This is a genomic window from Streptomyces sp. NPDC058619 (assembly GCF_042717785.1).
GTDB lineage: Bacteria > Actinomycetota > Actinomycetes > Streptomycetales > Streptomycetaceae > Streptomyces.
In genome coordinates this window covers 61,475-79,718 of sequence record NZ_JBHXQN010000016.1, presented here as the reverse complement: position 1 = coordinate 79,718, position 18,244 = coordinate 61,475, and the positions used below count along the sequence as shown (strand labels likewise).

Annotated in this window: 13 protein-coding genes and 4 pseudogenes; 7 read left to right on the top strand and 10 right to left on the bottom strand. The window is 70.6% G+C overall.

The genetic code is table 11. The annotated features are described in order from the left end of the window. Window positions 1-2 precede the first annotated feature (2 nt). Genes ACFWTC_RS18120 through kdpF form a run of 4 tightly spaced genes read right to left on the bottom strand, consistent with a single transcriptional unit; the run spans window position 3 to window position 4,584 of the window. Window positions 3-719 carry a potassium-transporting ATPase subunit C gene (locus ACFWTC_RS18120; RefSeq protein ID WP_383932019.1) on the bottom strand — a complete coding sequence of 239 codons (717 nt, stop codon included), beginning with the start codon at window positions 717-719 and terminating at the stop codon, window positions 3-5. 6 nt (window positions 720-725) lie between these two features. Continuing rightward, entirely contained in the window at window positions 726-2,825 is a 2,100-nt protein-coding gene (gene kdpB / locus ACFWTC_RS18115; protein ID WP_384028763.1) for a potassium-transporting ATPase subunit KdpB, read from the bottom strand. Continuing rightward, window positions 2,822-4,486, bottom strand: a complete 1,665-nt coding sequence (gene kdpA, locus ACFWTC_RS18110; protein ID WP_384028765.1) for a potassium-transporting ATPase subunit KdpA — start codon at window positions 4,484-4,486, stop codon at window positions 2,822-2,824. Before kdpA ends, kdpB (ACFWTC_RS18115) begins: the two co-directional genes overlap by 4 nt. A gap of 8 nt (window positions 4,487-4,494) precedes the next feature. Next, on the bottom strand, window positions 4,495-4,584 hold the full coding sequence (gene kdpF, locus ACFWTC_RS18105; protein WP_267724323.1) for a K(+)-transporting ATPase subunit F: 90 nt from the start codon (window positions 4,582-4,584) through the stop codon (window positions 4,495-4,497). A gap of 484 nt (window positions 4,585-5,068) precedes the next feature. Here kdpF and ACFWTC_RS18100 point away from each other — a divergent pair. From ACFWTC_RS18100 to ACFWTC_RS18085, 4 genes and pseudogenes are all read left to right on the top strand, one after another. After that, window positions 5,069-6,992, top strand: a pseudogene (locus tag ACFWTC_RS18100) (APC family permease). 205 nt (window positions 6,993-7,197) lie between these two features. Beyond that, entirely contained in the window at window positions 7,198-9,345 is a 2,148-nt protein-coding gene (gene kdpB, locus ACFWTC_RS18095; RefSeq protein ID WP_383932011.1) for a potassium-transporting ATPase subunit KdpB, read from the top strand. A gap of 26 nt (window positions 9,346-9,371) precedes the next feature. Next, window positions 9,372-10,570, top strand: a pseudogene (locus tag ACFWTC_RS18090) (amino acid transporter); the annotation flags it as partial. Between the two features lie 89 nt (window positions 10,571-10,659). Further along, window positions 10,660-10,851, top strand: a complete 192-nt coding sequence (locus tag ACFWTC_RS18085; protein WP_384028767.1) for a hypothetical protein — start codon at window positions 10,660-10,662, stop codon at window positions 10,849-10,851. A gap of 52 nt (window positions 10,852-10,903) precedes the next feature. Here ACFWTC_RS18085 and lysA read toward each other — a convergent pair whose 3' ends face one another. Both lysA and ACFWTC_RS18075 read right to left on the bottom strand, forming a co-directional pair. Continuing rightward, window positions 10,904-12,238: a diaminopimelate decarboxylase gene (gene lysA / locus ACFWTC_RS18080; RefSeq protein ID WP_383932007.1), complete on the bottom strand. Its 1,335-nt coding sequence runs from the start codon at window positions 12,236-12,238 to the stop codon at window positions 10,904-10,906. A gap of 13 nt (window positions 12,239-12,251) precedes the next feature. Continuing rightward, complete coding sequence (locus ACFWTC_RS18075; protein ID WP_383932005.1) at window positions 12,252-12,434, bottom strand: hypothetical protein; 183 nt, start codon at window positions 12,432-12,434, stop codon at window positions 12,252-12,254. A 156-nt stretch (window positions 12,435-12,590) separates the two neighbouring features. Here ACFWTC_RS18075 and ACFWTC_RS18070 point away from each other — a divergent pair, with 156 nt between their 5' ends. After that, on the top strand, window positions 12,591-12,836 hold the full coding sequence (locus ACFWTC_RS18070) for a universal stress protein (RefSeq protein ID WP_383932003.1): 246 nt from the start codon (window positions 12,591-12,593) through the stop codon (window positions 12,834-12,836). A gap of 216 nt (window positions 12,837-13,052) precedes the next feature. Then, a pseudogene (locus ACFWTC_RS18065) lies at window positions 13,053-13,313 on the top strand (hypothetical protein); the annotation flags it as partial. 532 nt (window positions 13,314-13,845) lie between these two features. Here the strand turns inward: ACFWTC_RS18065 and ACFWTC_RS18060 are convergent. Further along, a pseudogene (locus tag ACFWTC_RS18060) lies at window positions 13,846-13,953 on the bottom strand (agmatine deiminase family protein); the annotation flags it as partial. 119 nt (window positions 13,954-14,072) lie between these two features. Between ACFWTC_RS18060 and ACFWTC_RS18055 the strand changes: the two are divergent. Continuing rightward, window positions 14,073-14,645, top strand: coding sequence for a dihydrofolate reductase family protein (locus ACFWTC_RS18055; protein WP_383930367.1), 573 nt, complete (start codon window positions 14,073-14,075; stop codon window positions 14,643-14,645). A 74-nt stretch (window positions 14,646-14,719) separates the two neighbouring features. Here the strand turns inward: ACFWTC_RS18055 and ACFWTC_RS18050 are convergent, their stop codons facing one another. The 3 genes from ACFWTC_RS18050 to katG form a co-directional block, all read right to left on the bottom strand. Beyond that, the gene (locus ACFWTC_RS18050; protein ID WP_383930370.1) at window positions 14,720-15,073 is read right to left on the bottom strand and encodes a VOC family protein; all 354 of its coding nucleotides are present in this window, start codon (window positions 15,071-15,073) and stop codon (window positions 14,720-14,722) included. Between the two features lie 328 nt (window positions 15,074-15,401). Further along, window positions 15,402-15,665 (bottom strand): hypothetical protein, encoded by a 264-nt coding sequence (locus ACFWTC_RS18045; protein WP_383930373.1) that lies wholly within the window; start codon window positions 15,663-15,665, stop codon window positions 15,402-15,404. Between the two features lie 135 nt (window positions 15,666-15,800). After that, complete coding sequence (gene katG, locus ACFWTC_RS18040; RefSeq protein WP_383930376.1) at window positions 15,801-17,990, bottom strand: catalase/peroxidase HPI; 2,190 nt, start codon at window positions 17,988-17,990, stop codon at window positions 15,801-15,803. Window positions 17,991-18,244: the final 254 nt, after the last annotated feature.

The window sequence follows — 18,244 nt, the reverse complement described above, 5'->3', positions numbered from 1 at the left end:
CATCAGCTCGTGGTCAGTGCCGAGAGCGCGGTGTTGAGTTCGAGGACGTTCACCCGGGGTTCGCCCATGAACCCGAGGGTGCGGCCCGTGGTGTGCTCGGCGACGAGCTTCTCGACCCGCTGGACGTCGAGCCGGTTCCGCTCGGCGACCCGGTGCACCTGGAGCTCGGCGTACGCGGGGGAGATGTGCGGGTCGAGGCCGGAGCCGGAGGAGGTGACCGCGTCGGCCGGCACGTCCTCGGGCGCGACCTTGTGGGAGGACGTGGAGTTGTCGGCGACCACCGCGTCCTTGGCTCCGGTCACCTGGGCGCACAGCGTGCCCTCCTCCGCGTTCGCCGTGCAGCGGCCGTCGACGGCGCCGTTGTCGGCGGAGCGGTTGGTGGCGCCGGAGAGGATCAGCGAGTACCGGGTGTTCACGCTGTTGCTGCCCAGGCCGTTGGACGGGCGCGGCTGGAACCACCGGAGGTCCGGCTGCGCGGCCTCTTCGGCGTCGGCGGGGTCCTTCTTCGGCAGGTTGTAGCTCTGCCCGATGAGGGAGGAGCCGACCACCTGGCCGTCCTTGCCCTTGAGCTCGGAGCCGTTGGCCTTGCCGTTGAACAGGGCCTGGGCGACGCCGGTGACGGCGAGCGGGTAGAGGACGCCGCAGATGACCGTCAGGACCAGCAGGGCCCGCAGGCCGGCGCCGATCAGGCGCGCGGTGTTGCCCACAGAGTTGTTCATCGCAGATCAGCCGATTCCGGGGATGAGGGAGATGAGGAGGTCGATGATTTTGATGCCGATGAACGGGGCGATCAGACCGCCCACGCCGTACAACGCGAGGTTGCGCCGCAGCATCTTGTCCGCACTGGTGGGCCGGTACCGCACGCCCTTGAGGGCGAGCGGGACGAGGGCGATGATGATCAGCGCGTTGAAGACGACGGCGGACAGGATCGCGGACTCGGGGGAGTGCAGGCCCATGATGTTGAGCTTGTCCAGGCCCGGGTAGACCACGGCGAACAGGGCCGGGATGATCGCGAAGTACTTGGCGACGTCATTGGCGATGGAGAACGTGGTCAGGGCGCCGCGCGTGATCAGCAGCTGCTTGCCGATCTCGACGATCTCGATGAGCTTGGTGGGGTTGGAGTCCAGGTCCACCATGTTCCCGGCCTCCTTGGCGGCCGAGGTGCCCGTGTTCATCGCCACGCCCACGTCGGCCTGGGCGAGCGCCGGTGCGTCGTTCGTGCCGTCACCGGTCATCGCCACCAGCTTGCCGCCCGCCTGCTCCCGCTTGATGAGGGCCATCTTGTCCTCGGGGGTGGCCTCGGCGAGGAAGTCGTCGACACCCGCCTCCTCGGCGATGGCCTTGGCGGTCAACGGGTTGTCGCCGGTGATCATGACCGTCTTGATGCCCATGCGGCGCAGTTCCTCGAACCGCTCGCGCATGCCTTCCTTGACGACGTCCTTCAGGTGGATGACGCCGAGCACACGGGCCCCGCGCTCGTCCTTGACGGCGACGAGGAGCGGCGTACCGCCGGCCTCAGAGATCCGGTTGGCCAGGGTGTCGGCGTCGGCGGAGACCCGCCCGCCCTGCTCCTCGACCCAGGTGACGACGGAACCGGCGGCGCCCTTGCGGGTCTGCCGGCCGTCCACGTCCACACCGGACATACGGGTCTGGGCGGTAAAGGCGATCCACTCGGCGCCGGCGAGCTCGCCCTGGTGACGTTCGCGCAGCCCGTACTCCTCCTTCGCGAGGACCACGATCGACCGGCCCTCGGGGGTCTCGTCCGCGAGGGACGACAGCTGGGCGGCGTCCGCCAGCTCCGCCTCCGTCGTGCCCTTGACCGGCACGAACTCGGACGCCTGCCGGTTGCCGAGGGTGATGGTGCCCGTCTTGTCGAGCAGCAGCGTGGACACGTCGCCGGCGGCCTCGACCGCGCGGCCCGACATGGCCAGGACGTTGCGCTGGACCAGGCGGTCCATGCCGGCGATGCCGATGGCCGAGAGGAGCGCGCCGATGGTGGTGGGGATCAGGCAGACCAGCAGGGCGGTGAGCACGATCATCGACTGCTCGGCGCCCGCGTAGATCGCGAAGGGCTGGAGGGTGACCACGGCCAGCAGGAAGACGATCGTGAGGGACGCGAGGAGGATGTTCAGCGCGATCTCGTTGGGGGTCTTCTGCCGGGAGGCGCCCTCGACGAGGGCGATCATCCGGTCGATGAAGGTCTCGCCGGGCCTCGTCGTGATCTTGACGACGATCCGGTCGGAGAGGACCTTCGTGCCACCCGTGACCGCGCTGCGGTCACCACCCGATTCGCGGATGACGGGAGCGGACTCGCCGGTGATGGCCGACTCGTCCACGGAGGCCACGCCCTCGACGACGTCCCCGTCACCGGGGATGACGTCGCCGGCCTCGCAGACGACCAGGTCGCCGATGCGCAGCTCCGTGCCGGGGACCTGCTCCTCGACCGAGCCGGCGAGGCGGCGGGCGACGGTGTCGGTCTTGGCCTTGCGCAGGGTGTCGGCCTGGGCCTTGCCGCGGCCCTCGGCCACGGCCTCGGCGAGGTTCGCGAAGATGGTCGTCAGCCACAGCCAGACGGTGATCGCCCAGCCGAACCAGTCGGTCGGGTCCTTGACCGCCAGGACGGTCGTGACGACCGAGCCGATCAGGACGACGAACATGACGGGGGACTTGACCATCACGCGCGGGTCGAGCTTGCGCACCGCGTCCGGGAACGACTTCACCAGCGCCTTGGGGTCGAACGAACCCCCGCCGACGCGGCCGGCCGCCGGCTTGTGTCCGGTGGGTACGTCCTCGTGCGGAGCACGGGTCGGTGTGGCGGTGCTCATGAGGCGAGCCCTTCAGCGAGCGGACCCAGCGCGAGGGCGGGGAAGTAGGTCAGGCCGGTGATGATGAGGATCGTGCCGACGAGCAGGCCGGAGTAGAGCGGCTTGTCGGTACGGAGCGTGCCCGCGGTCTCGGGGACGGGCTTCTGCCCGGCGAGCGAGCCGGCCAGCGCCAGGACGAACACCATCGGCAGGAAGCGGCCCAGCAGCATGGCGATGCCGATGGTGCTGTTGAACCACTGGGTGTCGGCGTTCAGGCCGGCGAAGGCGGAGCCGTTGTTGTTCGCGCCCGAGGTGTAGGCGTAGAGGATCTCGGAGAATCCGTGCGCGCCGCTGTTGGTCATCGAGTTGCCCGGGGTGGGCAGGGCCATCGCGGCGGCGGTGAAGCACAGCACCAGGGCCGGGGTGACGAGGATGTAGCAGGCGGCGAGCTTGATCTCGCGGGTGCCGATCTTCTTGCCGAGGTACTCGGGGGTGCGGCCGACCATCAGGCCGGCGATGAAGACGGCGATGATCGCCATGATCAGCATGCCGTACAGGCCCGAGCCGACGCCGCCGGGGGCGATCTCGCCGAGCTGCATGCCCAGCAGGGTGATGCCGCCGCCGAAGCCCGTGTAGGAGGAGTGGAAGGAGTTGACCGCTCCCGTGGAAGTGAGCGTGGTGGCGACGGCGAAGATCGACGATCCGCCGATGCCGAAGCGGGTCTCCTTGCCCTCCGTCGCACCGCCCGCGACGTCCAGTGCCGGGCCGTTGTGGGCGAACTCGGTCCACATCATCAGGCCGGTGAACGCGATCCAGATGATGCCCATCGTGGCGAGGATCGCGTAGCCCTGGCGCAGGTTGCCTACCATCCGGCCGAACGTCCGCGTCATCGCGAACGGGATGACCAGGATCAGGAAGATCTCGAAGAGGTTGGAGAAGGGGGTCGGGTTCTCGAAGGGGTGGGCGGAGTTGGCGTTGAAGTAGCCGCCGCCGTTCGTGCCGAGTTCCTTGATGACCTCCTGCGAGGCGACCGCGCCGCCGTTCCACTGCTGCGATCCGCCCGTGAACTGGCCGACCTCGTGGATGCCGGAGAAGTTCTGGATGACGCCGCACGCGACGAGGATCACCGCGCCGATCACGGAGATGGGCAGCAGGATGCGGACGGTGCCGCGGACCAGGTCGGACCAGAAGTTGCCGAGTTCGCCGGTGCGGGAGCGGGAGAAGCCCCGTACGAGGGCCACCGCCACGGCCATACCGACGGCGGCGGAGACGAAGTTCTGCACCGCGAGGCCGCCGGTCTGTACGACGTGGCCCATGGCCTGCTCGCCGTAGTACGACTGCCAGTTGGTGTTCGCCACGAACGACGCGGCGGTGTTGAAGGCCTGGTCCGGGTCGATCGACACGAAGCCGAGCGAGCCCGGCAGGCTGCCTTGCAGGCGCTGGAGTCCGTAGAGGAAGAGGACGCTCACCGCGGAGAAGGCGAGGATGCCGCGCAGGTAGGCGGGCCAGCGCATCTCCGCGTTCGGGTCGGCGCCGATGGCCTTGTAGATCCACTTCTCCGGCTTGTAGTGCTTTTCGGAGGAGTAGACGCGGGCCATGTAGTCGCCCAGCGGGCGGTAGGCCAGCGCGAGCGCGGCTATCAGCGCGAGCAGCTGGAGCACACCAGCGGTTACGGGGCTCATATCAGTGCTCAGAACCTCTCCGGGTACACAAGGGCGAGGATGAGGTAACCGAGGAGGGAGACGGCTACGACGAGGCCGACGACGTTCTCGACAGTCACAGCTTGGTCACCCCCCGGGCGATGAGAGCCACCAGCGCGAACACCGCGACCGTGGTGACGACGAAGGCCAGATCGGCCATCGCGAGCTCCTGAGTGAAGTGGGAAGAAATGAATCAGCCAGTTGGCTGATGACGACATAACCGTGTCTTCACCCGGGTGTTAAGCCACTTTGACGTGCTCCATACGGGCGCCCGGGAACCCTTAACGCCGCCCTGACGGTCGTGCCGTGGCCCGTGGCCCGTGGCCCGTGGCCCGCGGCCGGCCCGCCGCGTCGACCAGGGCCAGTGCCGCGTCGGGCGACGGCAGCTCCGCCCGGGGGCGCGAGGGCCGCCTCTTGGCGGACCTCCTACGCCGTTCCCACCTGCGCGTATGGAACGCGTGAAGAGTGGCGCGGCGGGCGTATGGAACACGCCAAGGGTGCTGGTGGCCCCCTGGCGCGGCTTCGACGCTGTCCTCACTTTGCTCATTCGGAGGGACCAGCGACATGGCCGTTCACACAGGAAAACCGACCGAGCCCCCCGTGGCCCCCCACGCCCCCGCGGCTGCTCGGGAGGCGGGCCGGGAGGAGCCCCCTGATACCCGCGCGGGCGGGGAGGGCGACCGGCACAAGCTGACCGCCGTGCAGGGCCTGGCCGCGCTGTCGCTCGACGCGATGGCGTCCGTCGCGTACGGGCCGGAGTCGATCGTCCTCGTCCTGGCCGCCGCCGGCGCCTACGGGATGGGCTTCACCCTCCCGGTCACCCTCGCCATCGCCGCGCTCCTGGCCGTGCTGGTGGCCTCGTACCGGCAGGTCATCGCGGCGTTCCCCGACGGCGGAGGCTCGTACGCGGTCGCCAAGCGGCATCTGGGCCGGCGTACGAGCCTGGTCGCGGCAGCCTCGCTCATCCTCGACTACGTCCTGAACGTGGCCGTCTCCGTCACCGCCGGCGTGGCCGCCCTGACCTCGGCCTTCCCCGGCCTGCACGGCGAGCGCGTCTGGAGCGGCCTCGCCGTCCTCGTCCTGGTCACGGCCGTGAACCTGCGCGGGGTCGTCGACTCCGCCAAGGCGTTCCTGGTCCCGACCGCCCTCTTCGTCGGCTCCGTGCTCGCGATGATCACCCTCGGGCTCTTCCGTGACGGCCCGGCCAGCACCGCCTCCGCCGCCGGCCACGCCTCGGCGCTCGGTGAGGGCGCCACCGCGGTCGGCGCCCTGCTCCTGCTGAAGGCCTTCGCGGCCGGCTGCTCGGCCCTGACCGGGGTCGAGGCCGTCGCCAACGCGGTGCCCTCCTTCCGCGCGCCCGCCGCCCGCCGCGCCCAGCACACCGAGGTCGCCCTTGGCGCCCTGCTCGGAGTGATGCTGATCGGGCTGTCCGTCCTGATCGGCCGTTTCCACCTCCAGCCGGTCGAGGGCGTGACCGTACTGGCTCAGCTGGCGGACGCCTCCTTCGGGCACAACGCGGCCTTCTACGTGGTCCAGTTCGCCACCATGGTGCTGCAACACCTCCTTCGGCGGGCTGCCGGTCCTGATGAGCCTGCTGGCGCGGGACAACCACCTGCCGCACTTCTTCGCCCTCAAGGCCGACCGGCAGGTCCACCGCCACGGCGTGGTCTGGCTGGCGCTCGTCTCGGCGGCCCTGCTCGTCTTCTCCGGCGGCGACACCAACACGCTCGTCCCGCTCTTTGCCATCGGCGTCTTCGTCGGCTTCACCATCTGCCAGGTCGGCATGGTCCGGCACTGGAACGGCGAACGCCCCAGGGGCTGGCAGACCAAAGCCGCCCTCAACGGCTTCGGCGCCCTGCTCACCGGTGTCTCCGCGGTGGTCGTCACCGCGACCAAGTTCACCGAAGGCGCCTGGCTGATCGTCCTCGCCCTGCCGCTGATCGTCCTCGGCTTCGAGAAGGTGAACCGGGCCTACGCGCAGATCGGCGAACGCCTCGAACTCGGCCGCGTCCCGCAGCCCCCGCACCGGGCCCGTTCGCTCGTCGTGGTCCCCGTCTCCGGCTTGTCCCGCCTGACCTGCCAGGCCCTCACCGCCGCCCGCTCCCTCGGCGACGAGGTCCTCGCGGTCACCGTCACGCACCCCGCGGCAGAGGACCGGAAGAACGCCGAAGCCCTGCGCCGGGACTGGGAGTTGTGGAACCCCGGCGTCGAGCTCATCGAGGTCGCCTCACCGACGCGTTCCCTCGGCCGCCCGGTCTCGGGCTACGTGCGGAAACTGGCGCGGACCCATCCGGACGCCCAGATCACCGTGCTCATCCCCGAAACCGAACCCGCCCGCCTGTGGCAGCGGATGCTCCAGAACCAGCGCGGCTCCGTCGTCGCCCACGCCGTCCGCCGCGACACCGACGCCGTCATCTGCCGCCTCCGCTTCCGCCTCGGCGAGCAGACCGGACCGAAGGCCCCTGACGCGTCCTGCACGGAGTCCTGACGCAACGGGGCGCACCAGCGTCAAGAGGCCACCAATATCGGGCTGGACAGGGCCGATGACCCCGTGCGGCCCGGTAGTTTCCTGTCCGTTCCACCGCCGGGGATCCCACGTCGCACGACGAGCCGGAGGGGGTCCCACACGGGACGGATCCCCGGCGGTGCATCCCACGATCCGGCTGAGCCGGATCCCACCAAAAGGTCTCTCCATGCGTCCCGCTGCCACCAGGCAGACACCTCCCGTCCCGTCCCCGCGACAGGCGTCCGCCGACCGGCCGCCGCGAAGGCGTCCGGACCCGCGTCCCCTGCTGGAGTCGATCCGGCCGGCGGCCTCCTTCCACGAGGCCGTGCGCAAGCTCCACCCCCGTGAACTGCTCCGCAAACCGGTGCTGTTCGTGGTGGCGGCCGGATCCGCGCTGACCACGCTCTCGGCGCTCGTCCACCCGTCCGTCTTCACCTGGGTCATCAGCGTCTGGCTGTGGCTGACGGTGGTCTTCGCCAACTTCGCCGAGGCCGTCGCGGAGGGCCGCGGCCGCGCCCAGGCCGAGTCGCTGCGCAAGGCGCGTACGGACACCGTCGCGGTCCGGCTGCGCCACTGGACGTACGGGACGAACCCGCGGCACGCCGAATCGGAAGCCGTCACCCCCGGTCAGCTCCAGCCCCTGGACGTCGTGCTGGTCGAAGCGGGTGAGCTGATCCCGGCGGACGGCGACATCATCGACGGCGCCGCCGCGGTCGACGAGTCCGCCGTCACCGGCGAATCGGCGCCGGTGATCCGGGAGTCCGGCGGCGACCGCAGCGGCGTCACGGGTGGTACCACCGTGCTGTCGGACTCGATCGTCGTGCGGGTCACCTCCCGCCCGGGACACAGCTTCATGGACCGCATGATCGCCCTGGTCGAAGGCGCGTCGCGGCAGAGGACGCCGAACGAGATCGCCCTGAACATCCTGCTGGCCGCCCTCACGGTGATCTTCATCCTGGTCGTCGTCTCGCTCCAGCCGATGGCCGCCCACGCGGGAGCCGCCCAGACCACCACGGTCCTGGTGGCCCTCCTGGTCACCCTCATCCCGACGACCATCGGCGCCCTGCTCTCCGCCATCGGCATCGCGGGCATGGACCGCCTCGTCCAGCGCAACGTGGTCGCGTTGAGCGGACGGGCGGTCGAAGCCGCCGGCGACGTGAACACCCTGCTCCTCGACAAGACCGGCACGATCACCCAGGGCAACCGCGAGGCCGTCGCCCTCGTCCCGCTCCCCGGCGTGGACCACCTCCAGCTCGCGGACGCGGCCCAGCTGGCCTCGCTCGCGGACGAGACGCCCGAAGGCCGTTCCATCGTCGCCTTGGCACAGCGCTACGGGCTCCGGCCGACCGCCGTGGAGGACTTGAGTAGCCCGCGCTTCCAGGAGTTCAGCGCCCGTACCCGGGTGAGCGGGATCAATCTGAGCTGGCCCAACGGAGCCGGCTGCGCCATCCGCAAGGGCGCGGCCGCCCAGGTTGCCGAGTGGGTGGAGCTGCGGGGCGGGACCGTGCCGACGGAGGCCCTGCACTGGTCCGACGAGGTCTCGGCCTCCGGCGGCACGCCCCTTCTCGTGGCGGTCCACGACTGGGACGGACCGCGGGTCCTCGGCATCGTCCACCTGAAGGACGTCGTCAAGGAGGGCATCCGGGAACGGTTCGAAGAACTGCGCCGGATGGGGATCCGTACGGTCATGGTGACCGGCGACAACCCGCTGACGGCCCGGGCCATCGCGCAGGAGGCCGGCGTCGACGAGTACCTCGCCGAGGCCACCCCCGAGGACAAGCTCGCCCTGATCAAGCGGGAGCAGGCGGACGGCAAGCTGGTGGCGATGACCGGTGACGGCACGAACGACGCACCGGCGCTCGCCCAGGCCGACGTGGGCGTGGCGATGAACACGGGCACCTCGGCCGCCAAGGAGGCCGGGAACATGGTGGACCTGGACTCCAACCCCACCAAGCTCATCGACATCGTCGAGATCGGCAAACAACTCCTCATCACCCGGGGAGCCCTGACCACCTTCTCGATCACGAACGACGTCGCGAAGTACTTCGCGATCGTCCCCGCGATGTTCACCGCGGCCCACCCGGGGCTGGAGGCGCTCAACATCATGGGCCTGCACAGCCCGTTGTCCGCGATCACCTCGGCGATCATCTTCAACGCGCTGATCATCGTCGCCCTCATCCCGCTCGCCCTGCGCGGCGTCCGCTACAGGCCGGCCTCCGCGCACGACCTGCTGCGCCGGAACCTCGCCGTGTACGGGCTGGGCGGCCTCGTCCTGCCGTTCGTCGGGATCAAGGTCATCGACCTGCTGGTGTCCATGATTCCCGGGCTCGGGTGAGATCCGGTCCGTCCGTCCACCGCCCCGGATTCGAGACCGGCGTCGCCGTCATGCCGCACGTCAAGGGTGATCCGGACGACGCCCCCGAGAAGCCCGCGGGCCGGATCCGCGGTGCCAAGAAGCTGCTGACGACCGCGGCCATCATCATGAGCGTCTTCCTGATCAGCTCCAGCTTCATCACCACCCTGCTGATCCCGGCAGACCAGTTCCAGCCGGGCGGCGAGGCCAACGGCCGCGCCCTCGCCTACCTCGCGCACGAGTACCTGGGCTCCGCCTTCGGCACCGTCTACGACATCTCCACGATCCTGATCCTGTGGTTCGCCGGCTCCTCCGCCATGGCCGGCCTGCTCAATCTCATGCCGCGCTACCAGCCCCGCTACGGCATGGCCCCGCACTGGGCCCGCGCCCTGCGCCCCATGGTCATCGTCTTCACCTTGATCGCCTTCCTGGTGACCTGGATCTTCGACGCCGACGTGGACGCGCAGGGCGGCGCCTACGCCACCGGCGTCCTGGTTCTGATCACCTCGGCTGCTGTCGCCGTGACCATCGCCGCCCGCCGGGCCGGCGAGCGCGGCTGGACGATCGGCTTCGGCGTCATCTCCGCGGTCTTCATCTACACCACCGCCGTCGACGTCGTGGAGCGCCCCGACGGCGTGAAGATCGGGGCGTGCTTCATCGGCGGCATCATGGCCCTCTCGCTGCTGTCCCGCCTCGCCCGCGTGTTCGAGCTGCCCGTCACGCACGTGGAACTCGACGACATGGCGCGTCGATTCGTCCGTGACACCGCCAACCGCACCATCCGCTTCGTCGCCAACGAGCCCGACCACCGCGACAGGACCGAGTACCGCGAGAAGGCCGAGCAGATCCGTGCCGACAACGACATCCCGCCCGGCGACGACGTCATGTTCGTCGAGGTCACCGTCCTGGACGCGTCCGAGTTCGAATCCGGCCTGCGCGTACGCGGCGAGGTGCTCCACGGCCGCTACCGCGTCCTGACCCTGGAGAGCTCCAGCATCCCCAACGCCCTGGCCGCGCTGCTGCTCCACGTACGGGACGAGACCGGGCAGCGCCCCCACATCTACTTCGAGTGGACCGAGGGCAACCCGATGGCCAACTTCCTGAGGTTCTTCCTCTTCGGGCAGGGCGAGGTCGCCCCGTCACCCGAGAGGTGATCCGGGAGGCGGAACCGGACCGGTCCCGCCGCCCCCACGTGCACGCCGGCTGACCTCCGCGTTCCGGGGCCCGGCGTCAAGATGCCGACAGGAATCCCGCCGGACCCTCGCCAAGGCGTCGATCCGGCGGGATTCTCACAGGGTGACCATCGACTGGCTTCCCAACCGCGGCATCCGCCGGGCGACCCTCGTCCTCGGCGTAGCCGGCGTGGCCGGCGTGGCCGGCGTGACCGTGATCACCACCGGCGCCGTCCTCGAAGCCCTGTGGCTGCTGGGCATCGGCGTCTGGGCGATCATCACCGCCATGATGATCGAACTCGTCTACCGGCCTTAGGCCGTCCTTTCCGGGTCGTGCCGGACCGGCACGACCCGGAGGAGGCGGCGCCCTAGAGACCGATGTCGCGGCTCCGGAAGTCCTCCAGCGTCTCGCGCCGGAGCAGGACCCGGGCCGAGCCCTCGTGGACCGCGATGACCGGGGGGCGGCCGACCATGTTGTACCCGGACGCCATGGACAGCTGGTAGGCGCCCGCCACCGGTACGGCCAGCAGGTCGCCGGGGTGGACGTCACCCGGCAGCTCCACGTCGGAGGCGAGGATGTCACCGGCCTCGCAGTGCCGCCCGACGACCGTGGCCCGGCAGGGCGTGACCGTGGAGTGGCGGCCGACGAGCCGGGGTGCGTACCGGACCCCGTACAGGGCGGGCCGGGGGTTGTCGCTCATCCCGCCGTCCACGGCCACGAACACCTTCTCGCCGGTGCGCTTGACGGCGAGCACCCGGTACAGCGCCACACCCGCCGGCCCGGACACCGCCCGCCCCGGCTCGATGGCGAGCCGCGGCACGTCCAGCCCTGCGGCGGCGCAGCACTCGCTCAGCTCGGCGCGGAGCTGCCGGGCGAGCGCGGTGAGGTCGAGGGCCGCCTCGCCGGGCCGGTAGGCGACGCCGTGGCCGCCGCCCATGTCCAGCTCGGACAGGACCACGCCGTGTTCGTCGCGCAGGCGGGCCATCAGCTCCACCATGCGGCGCATTGCCACGAGGTACGGCTCCACGGTCGTGATCTGGGAACCGATGTGGCAGTGCAGGCCGGTGAGTTCGAGCTGCGGCTGGCCCAGGATCCTGGCGACGGCGTGCTGCGCCGAGCCGTCGGTGGGGGAGAGGCCGAACTTCTGGTCGTCCGTGCCGGTGCGGATCTTGTCGTGGCCGCCGGCCGAGACACCCGGTACGACGCGCACCATCACCTTCTGGTGCCCGTCGGCGCCGACGGCGGCCGCGATCCGCGCGATCTCGGACGGACTGTCGATCACGATCCGCCCCACCCCGAGCCGCAGCGCGGTCGCGATGTCCCTGGGTGACTTGGCGTTGCCGTGCAGCACGATCCGCTCGGGCGGGAACCCCGCCGTCACGGCGAGCTCCAGCTCCCCGGCCGAGCACACGTCCAGGCCCAGGCCCTCCTCCTGGACCCAGCGCACCATCGCGCGGCAGAGGAACGCCTTGGCCGCGTACAGCACTTCGGCCTCCGGGAAGGCGTCGCGGTAGGTGCGGCAGCGCTCGCGGACCTCGCCCTCGTCCAGGACGTACGCGGGTGTGTCGAACCGCTCGGCCAGCTCGGCCAGGGACACCCCGCCGACGGAGAGGCCGCCGTGCGGGAGCCGGGCCGTGGACGCGGGCCATATCGACAGGTCATCGGTACGGGGCGGGACCTCGGGGAGGGCGGCGATCGTCATGGTGCGATTCCCTTCAGGCTTTCCGGGCAGCGGTTTCGGTCGTGCGGAGCACCGGGGCGCCGACGCCGCCGACCGGCCCGGAAGCCGCCGTCGTGGTGGCCGAGGGAGCCGTGAGGGTCGGATCGACTACGTACAGGGGGCCGTCCGGGACCCGTTCCTCGGACTCCGGGTCGTCGTCGTACTGGAACAAACACATGGGGCCCTCCCAGAGGAACCACGAGTGGCAGATGGGGCCCCGGTGGCGGGGAGGCGGTCCGGGGCGCGACACCGAAGCTATCCCCGCGAGCGCACCCCTGTGGTCACCCCATGACGGGACCTTGACGGCGGCGGCCCCACTCCATACGGATCGCTGATGGGGGGCCCGGCAGCGTCAGGAGCACGTCATGCCCGCGGCTCCGACGGCCTCCTGGTGGTGGGCACCGGCTCCCGCAGCCCGCTGCGCCGCCTCGTCCGCCCCTCGGTGGCGCGCCACTGCCTGGCGCACGCGGCCTGCCCGGTGCTGACCGTCCCGCCGTCGCCCCTCCAGGCCGACTTCGACGAGGTGCACCGCCGCAACGTCTGGCGGGTGCCTCTGGACGCCCGTGAGCTGACCCCGTAAGTGCCGCCGGGGCCCGCCGGGCCGCTGAATTTGTCCGTCCGTGACAAGAGTGAACTCGGGTGCGATGACGGTCGTATGCAGATCGGGGGGACAGCGTCCATCGATAGAGGAGTTGCCATGACCCGGAAACGGACCATGAGTCGCACGAAGAAGCTCGTTCTCTCCGTCGTGGCGGGAACCCTGGTGGCAGGAGGGGTCGTCGCCACGATGGCGACCGGTAACGCCGCCGTGCCCGAGGTGGTGTGTCAGGGGTCGACGGTGACCTTGTCGGGTGAGGGGGGTGCGCCGGCGGCGAGCAGTGGGACGTTCCCGGTGGGTACGAAGCTGAAGGTGACGAACCTGGACAACGGTCAGGCGACGACGGTGACGGTGAACGGGCCGTCGGGGAGCTGTGTGTTGTTGAACAACGCGGCTTTCGACACGGTGCGGGAGCCGGGTAAGAACCTGATCCGCCGGGCCCGCATCGAGCGTCTGGGCGGTGGCGGTGGCGGTGCCGCGCCGTCCGCGCCGTCGTCCGCGCCGTCCGGTGCGTCCGGTGCGTCCGGTGCGTCCGGTACGGGGGGTGCGGCGGCCGGTGCGGCGGGTGTGCGGGTGCCTCCGGCCACCGGCGAGGTGGTGTGTCAGGGGTCGACGGTGACCTTGTCGGGTGAGGGGGGTGCGCCGGCGGCGAGCAGTGGGACGTTCCCGGTGGGTACGAAGCTGAAGGTGACGAACCTGGACAACGGTCAGGCGACGACGGTGACGGTGAACGGGCCGTCGGGGAGCTGTGTGTTGTTGAACAACGCGGCTTTCGACACGGTGCGGGAGCCGGGCAAGAACCTGATCCGCCGGGCCCGCATCGAGCGCGTGGGCTGAGCCGCCGGAACCCGTTGCGAGTCGCCGCCGCCATGACGGGGGCGCGGCGCGCGCTCCCGCCCCCGGCGGGCCGGCCGTGAGGCGGGTCCGCCGGGGGCGGCCCGCTTGCGGCCGGCCCGGGGGTGCGTGGGGCTCCCGCGCGGGTGTTGGTGGGTCAGGCGGCGGGTGTGCCGGGTTGGTCGTGGGTGGAGCAGTGGATTCCGCCGCCGCCGGAGGCGATGGTGTCGATGGGGACGGGGACGATGTCACGTTTGCGCCGATGAGTTCTCTCATCTTCCGCAGTCAATAGAGCATGGTGGGTGTGCGGCGGCCGCGCGTGCGGTCCGATCGCGCACCGGCCGAAGCTGCCGAGCACCGGACACGAGACACTGAGGAACCCAGATGCGAACCCTGATCAGCACCGCCTTCATCTCCCTCGACGGCGTCGTGGAGGCCCCGGGCGGGGAGCCCGGATACCGGAACTCCGGATGGACCTTCAAGGACGTGGAGTTCCTGCCCGAGGCGTTCGAGATCAAGGGCCGCGAGCAGGAGGAAGCCGCGGCCATGCTGCTGGGCCGGACGAGCTACGAGGCGTTCAGCCCGGTGTGGCCCGACATGGCGGACTTCGCCGGCTACAAGGCGATGCCCAAGTACGTCGTCTCCACCACCCTCGGCGAGGGCGACCTGGTGGCCAATTGGGGCGAGACCACGATCCTGCGCTCGCTCGACGACGTCGCCGCGCTGAAGGAGACCGAGGGCGGCCCGATCATCGTCCACGGAAGCGCGTCCCTGAACCGGGGCCTCGCCGACGCCGGCCTGATCGACCGCTACCACCTGCTCGTCTTCCCGCTCCTGCTCGGCGCGGGCAAGCGGCTGTTCAGCGCCACGGACAAGGACACGCAGAAGCTGAAGCTCGTCGAGCACGAGGCGTACGCCAACGGCCTGCAGAAGAACGTGTTCGAAGTCGTCCGCTGAGGCACGGCACGGTACGGGCGCGGCCGGGGGCGGGGCGTGCGGGGCGGGCGTCACCCCGCACCCGGCGCGGCCGGTCAGTCCCGGTGCTGCACGATGTTGAGGACGTTGCCGTCCGGAGCGCGTACGAAGAACCGGCGTACCCCCCAGGCCTCCGTCGTCAGCGGGTGCACGATCTCGAACCCCAGGGCCAGCGCCTCCGCGTACGCGCCGTCCACGTCGGGGGTGTGCACGGAGACGACCGAGTCCTCGGGGGCCGTCTCGTCCCGCGTGACCAGCTGAACGTGCTCCCCGTTGTCGGGGGAGGTGTAGCGCGCGACCCACCCCAGGTTGAACTCCTCGGTGCTCAGCCCCAGGTACCCGGTGTAGAAGGCCTTCGCCTCGTCGATGTCGGCCACGGGCAGGTTGGTGGTGATGCGATGGACACGCACGTCGTGCACCTCTTTCGGTTTGCCGTGGGAACCACCGGTCAACGGTCGCACGTCGCGTGGGGCGTCGCCATCACCGATGACGCCGCCCTCCGTGGCAGCTCCTCGGTGTCCCGGACCGGCTGCTTCGGCATCAGGACGGTGTCGACGATGGAGGCGCGGGCGTTGGCGGTCTTGACGAGCGCCGGCTGTGGGCCCGCGCCGGGCCGGGCACGCCCGCAGCCGCGCCGGCTCCCCACGGGCGGTCCGGACCACCCGCCAGGTGGTGGAGTCCATCGTCGTCCGCTGAACTGCCGCGTCCGCCCCGCACGCGGGGACGGGGGGAGATGCCTCAGTCCTCGCTCTCGCCCGTTCCCACGACGTACGCGACGAGCGCGCCGGCGAACACGGCCCAGGCGGCCGCCGAGGGGCCCGCGGTGATCCAGGCGAGGAGCCCGAGCAGCAGGGCGGCAAGGGCTCCGGTGGCCATGGCCCGGGGACTGGTGAGGAACGCCCACTGCCCGCGCCCGCTGCCCGGCCGGCGGATCTCGGCGACGGCCGTCCTGATGACGAGGGCGGCCACCACCAGGGCGATGCTGAGCAGGGTGATCCCCATGGCGCGCGCCTCCGGTCCGGTCCGACGTACTGCACCGCAGTCTGCTCTGCTTCGTCGCGCAGGTCGATGCCGGGGGTCCGATGCGCCGGTCCGGTGTGCCGGCCGGCCGAGCAACGGCCGGCCGGCACGTCGGACTCAGGCGAGGTCGAAGCGGTCGAGCCGCATCACCTTGTCCCAGGCGGCGGCGAAGTCGCGCACGAACTTCTCCCCTGCGTCCCTGGAGGCGTAGACCTCCGAGAGGGCCCGCAGCTGGGCGTGCGAGCCGAAGACGAGGTCGACGGCGGTCGCGGTCCACTTGGTCTCGCCCGTGACGGCATCCCGGCCCTCGAAGACGTTCTCGTCCGCGTCCGAGGCCTTCCACTGCGTGCCCATGTCGAGCAGGTTGACGAAGAAGTCGTTCGTCAACACCCCCGGCCGGTCGGTCAAGACGCCGTGGGGAGAGCGCCGGAAGCCGCCGTCCAGGGCCCGCATGCCGCCGATCAGGACCGTCATCTCGGGCGCCGTCAGGGTCAGCATGGAGGCGCGGTCCAGGAGCAGGGTCTCCGGCGACAGCTTCACCCCGGCCCGCACGTAGTTGCGGAACCCGTCCGCCTCCGGTTCGAGGACGGCGAAGGTCTCCACGTCGGTCTGCTCCTGCGAGGCGTCCGTACGCCCCGGTGCGAACGGCACCGTGATGTCGTGCCCGGCGTCCTTCGCGGCCTGCTCGACGGCCGCGCATCCGCCCAGGACGATCAGGTCCGCGAGCGAGACCTTCGTCCCGCCGGTCTGCGCGCGGTTGAAGTCCTGCTGGATCTGCTCCAGGGTCCGCACCGCCTCGGCCACCTCGGGCAGGTCGTTGACCTCCCAGTCCTTCTGCGGCGCGAGCCGGATGCGGGCCCCGTTGGCCCCACCGCGCTTGTCGGTGCCGCGGAAGCTCGCCGCCGAGGCCCAGGCGGCGGCGACCAGCTGGGGGACCGACAGTCCCGACGAGAGGATCCTGCCCTTGAGCTCGGCGACGTCCGCGTCCGCGACCAGCTCGTGATCGACCGCGGGCACCGGGTCCTGCCACAGCTGCGGCTCCGGTACCCACGGACCGAGGTACCGGGAGAGGGGTCCCATGTCGCGGTGCAACAGCTTGTACCACGCCTTGCCGAACGCTTCCGCGAGCTCCTCCGGGTTCTCGTGGAAGCGCTTGGCGATCGGGCCGTAGACCGGGTCCACCCGCAGCGCGAGGTCCGTCGTCAGCATCATGGGGGCGTGCCGCTTCGCCGGGTCGTGGGCATCGGGCACCGTGTCCCGGGCCGAGTCGTCCGTGGGGGTCCACTGCTTCGCGCCGGCCGGGCTCGTCGTCAGCTCCCACTCGTACCGGAACAGGTTGTCCAGGTACCCGTTGTCCCACGTCGTCGGCGCAGATGTCCACGCGCCTTCGAGCCCGCTGGTGAGCGCGTCGGCGCCCGTGCCGCTGCCGTACGTGTTCCGCCAGCCGAGGCCCTGCTGCTCGATGGGACACGCCTCGGGCTCAGGGCCGATGTACTCGGCGCCGACCGCACCGTGGCACTTGCCGAAGGTGTGGCCGCCGATGATGAGCGCGGCCGTCTCCTCGTCGTTCATCGCCATGCGCCCGAAGGTCTCGCGGATGTCCCGGGCGGCGGCGAGGGGATCCGGGTTCCCGTTGGGCCCTTCCGGGTTGACGTAGATCAAGCCCATCTGTACGGCTCCGAACGGACCGGTGAGTTCCCTGTCGCCGCTGTAGCGCGCGTCTCCGAGCCACGTGTCCTCGGGCCCCCAGAAGATCTCCTCGGGCTCCCAGATGTCCTGCCGCCCGAAAGCGAAGCCGAACGTCTTGAACCCCATCGATTCCATGGCGCAGTTGCCGGCGAAGACCAGCAGGTCGGCCCAGGAGATCTTCCGGCCGTACTTCTGCTTGACCGGCCACAGCAGACGGCGCGCCTTGTCGAGGCTCGCATTGTCGGGCCAGCTGTTGAGGGGGGCGAAACGCTGCGCGCCGGCTCCGCCACCGCCCCGGCCGTCGGCGATGCGGTACGTTCCGGCGGAATGCCAGCTCATCCGGATGAAGAGCGGCCCGTAGTGGCCGTAATCGGCGGGCCACCATTCCTGTGACGCCGTCATCACCTCGAAGACGTCCCGCTTCAGGGCGTCGAGGTCCAGCGTCGCGAACTGCTGCGCGTAGTCGAAGCCCTCACCCATCGGATCGGCCAGAGGCGAGCGCTGGTGGAGCACCTGAAGATCCAGCTGATCCGGCCACCAGTCCCGGTTCGAGCGGGGGCGAGTCGGCTCGGGGGTGGGGGCAGGGATTACCGGGTTCTCGCTGTCGCTTCCGGACACGTCCGTCCTTCTTTCCTGTATCGGTGGTCCCGCTGCCGACCCCCGCCCCCGGCGCCGCCTGAACGACGCCGACGACCGGGAGCGTGTCGGCGCGTCCGTATGGTCGCGCACCGGAGAGCCCACCGCCGCGAGAACACGCGGGGCGCCTCCCCATCACCGGCAGTCGAAATCCAGATCGGGCCCGGCCGACCGTCCGGAATTCCCTCGCTTTCCGGACCCGCCACCATGAATGGCATTTTCTGATCATTCCGCGG

Coding starts and splice junctions, on each gene's coding strand:
- lysA (WP_383932007.1), bottom strand. CDS start 12,238: ATGACGATCGCCGCCCTCCCCGAGGTCCCGCCCCGTACCGATGACCTG.
- ACFWTC_RS18075 (WP_383932005.1), bottom strand. CDS start 12,434: ATGTGTTTGTTCCAGTACGACGACGACCCGGAGTCCGAGGAACGGGTC.
- ACFWTC_RS18045 (WP_383930373.1), bottom strand. CDS start 15,665: ATGGGGATCACCCTGCTCAGCATCGCCCTGGTGGTGGCCGCCCTCGTC.
- ACFWTC_RS18120 (WP_383932019.1), bottom strand. CDS start 719: ATGAACAACTCTGTGGGCAACACCGCGCGCCTGATCGGCGCCGGCCTG.
- ACFWTC_RS18070 (WP_383932003.1), top strand. CDS start 12,591: ATGGGGGGCCCGGCAGCGTCAGGAGCACGTCATGCCCGCGGCTCCGAC.
- kdpA (WP_384028765.1), bottom strand. CDS start 4,486: ATGAGCCCCGTAACCGCTGGTGTGCTCCAGCTGCTCGCGCTGATAGCC.
- kdpB (WP_384028763.1), bottom strand. CDS start 2,825: ATGAGCACCGCCACACCGACCCGTGCTCCGCACGAGGACGTACCCACC.
- kdpB (WP_383932011.1), top strand. CDS start 7,198: ATGCGTCCCGCTGCCACCAGGCAGACACCTCCCGTCCCGTCCCCGCGA.
- ACFWTC_RS18055 (WP_383930367.1), top strand. CDS start 14,073: ATGCGAACCCTGATCAGCACCGCCTTCATCTCCCTCGACGGCGTCGTG.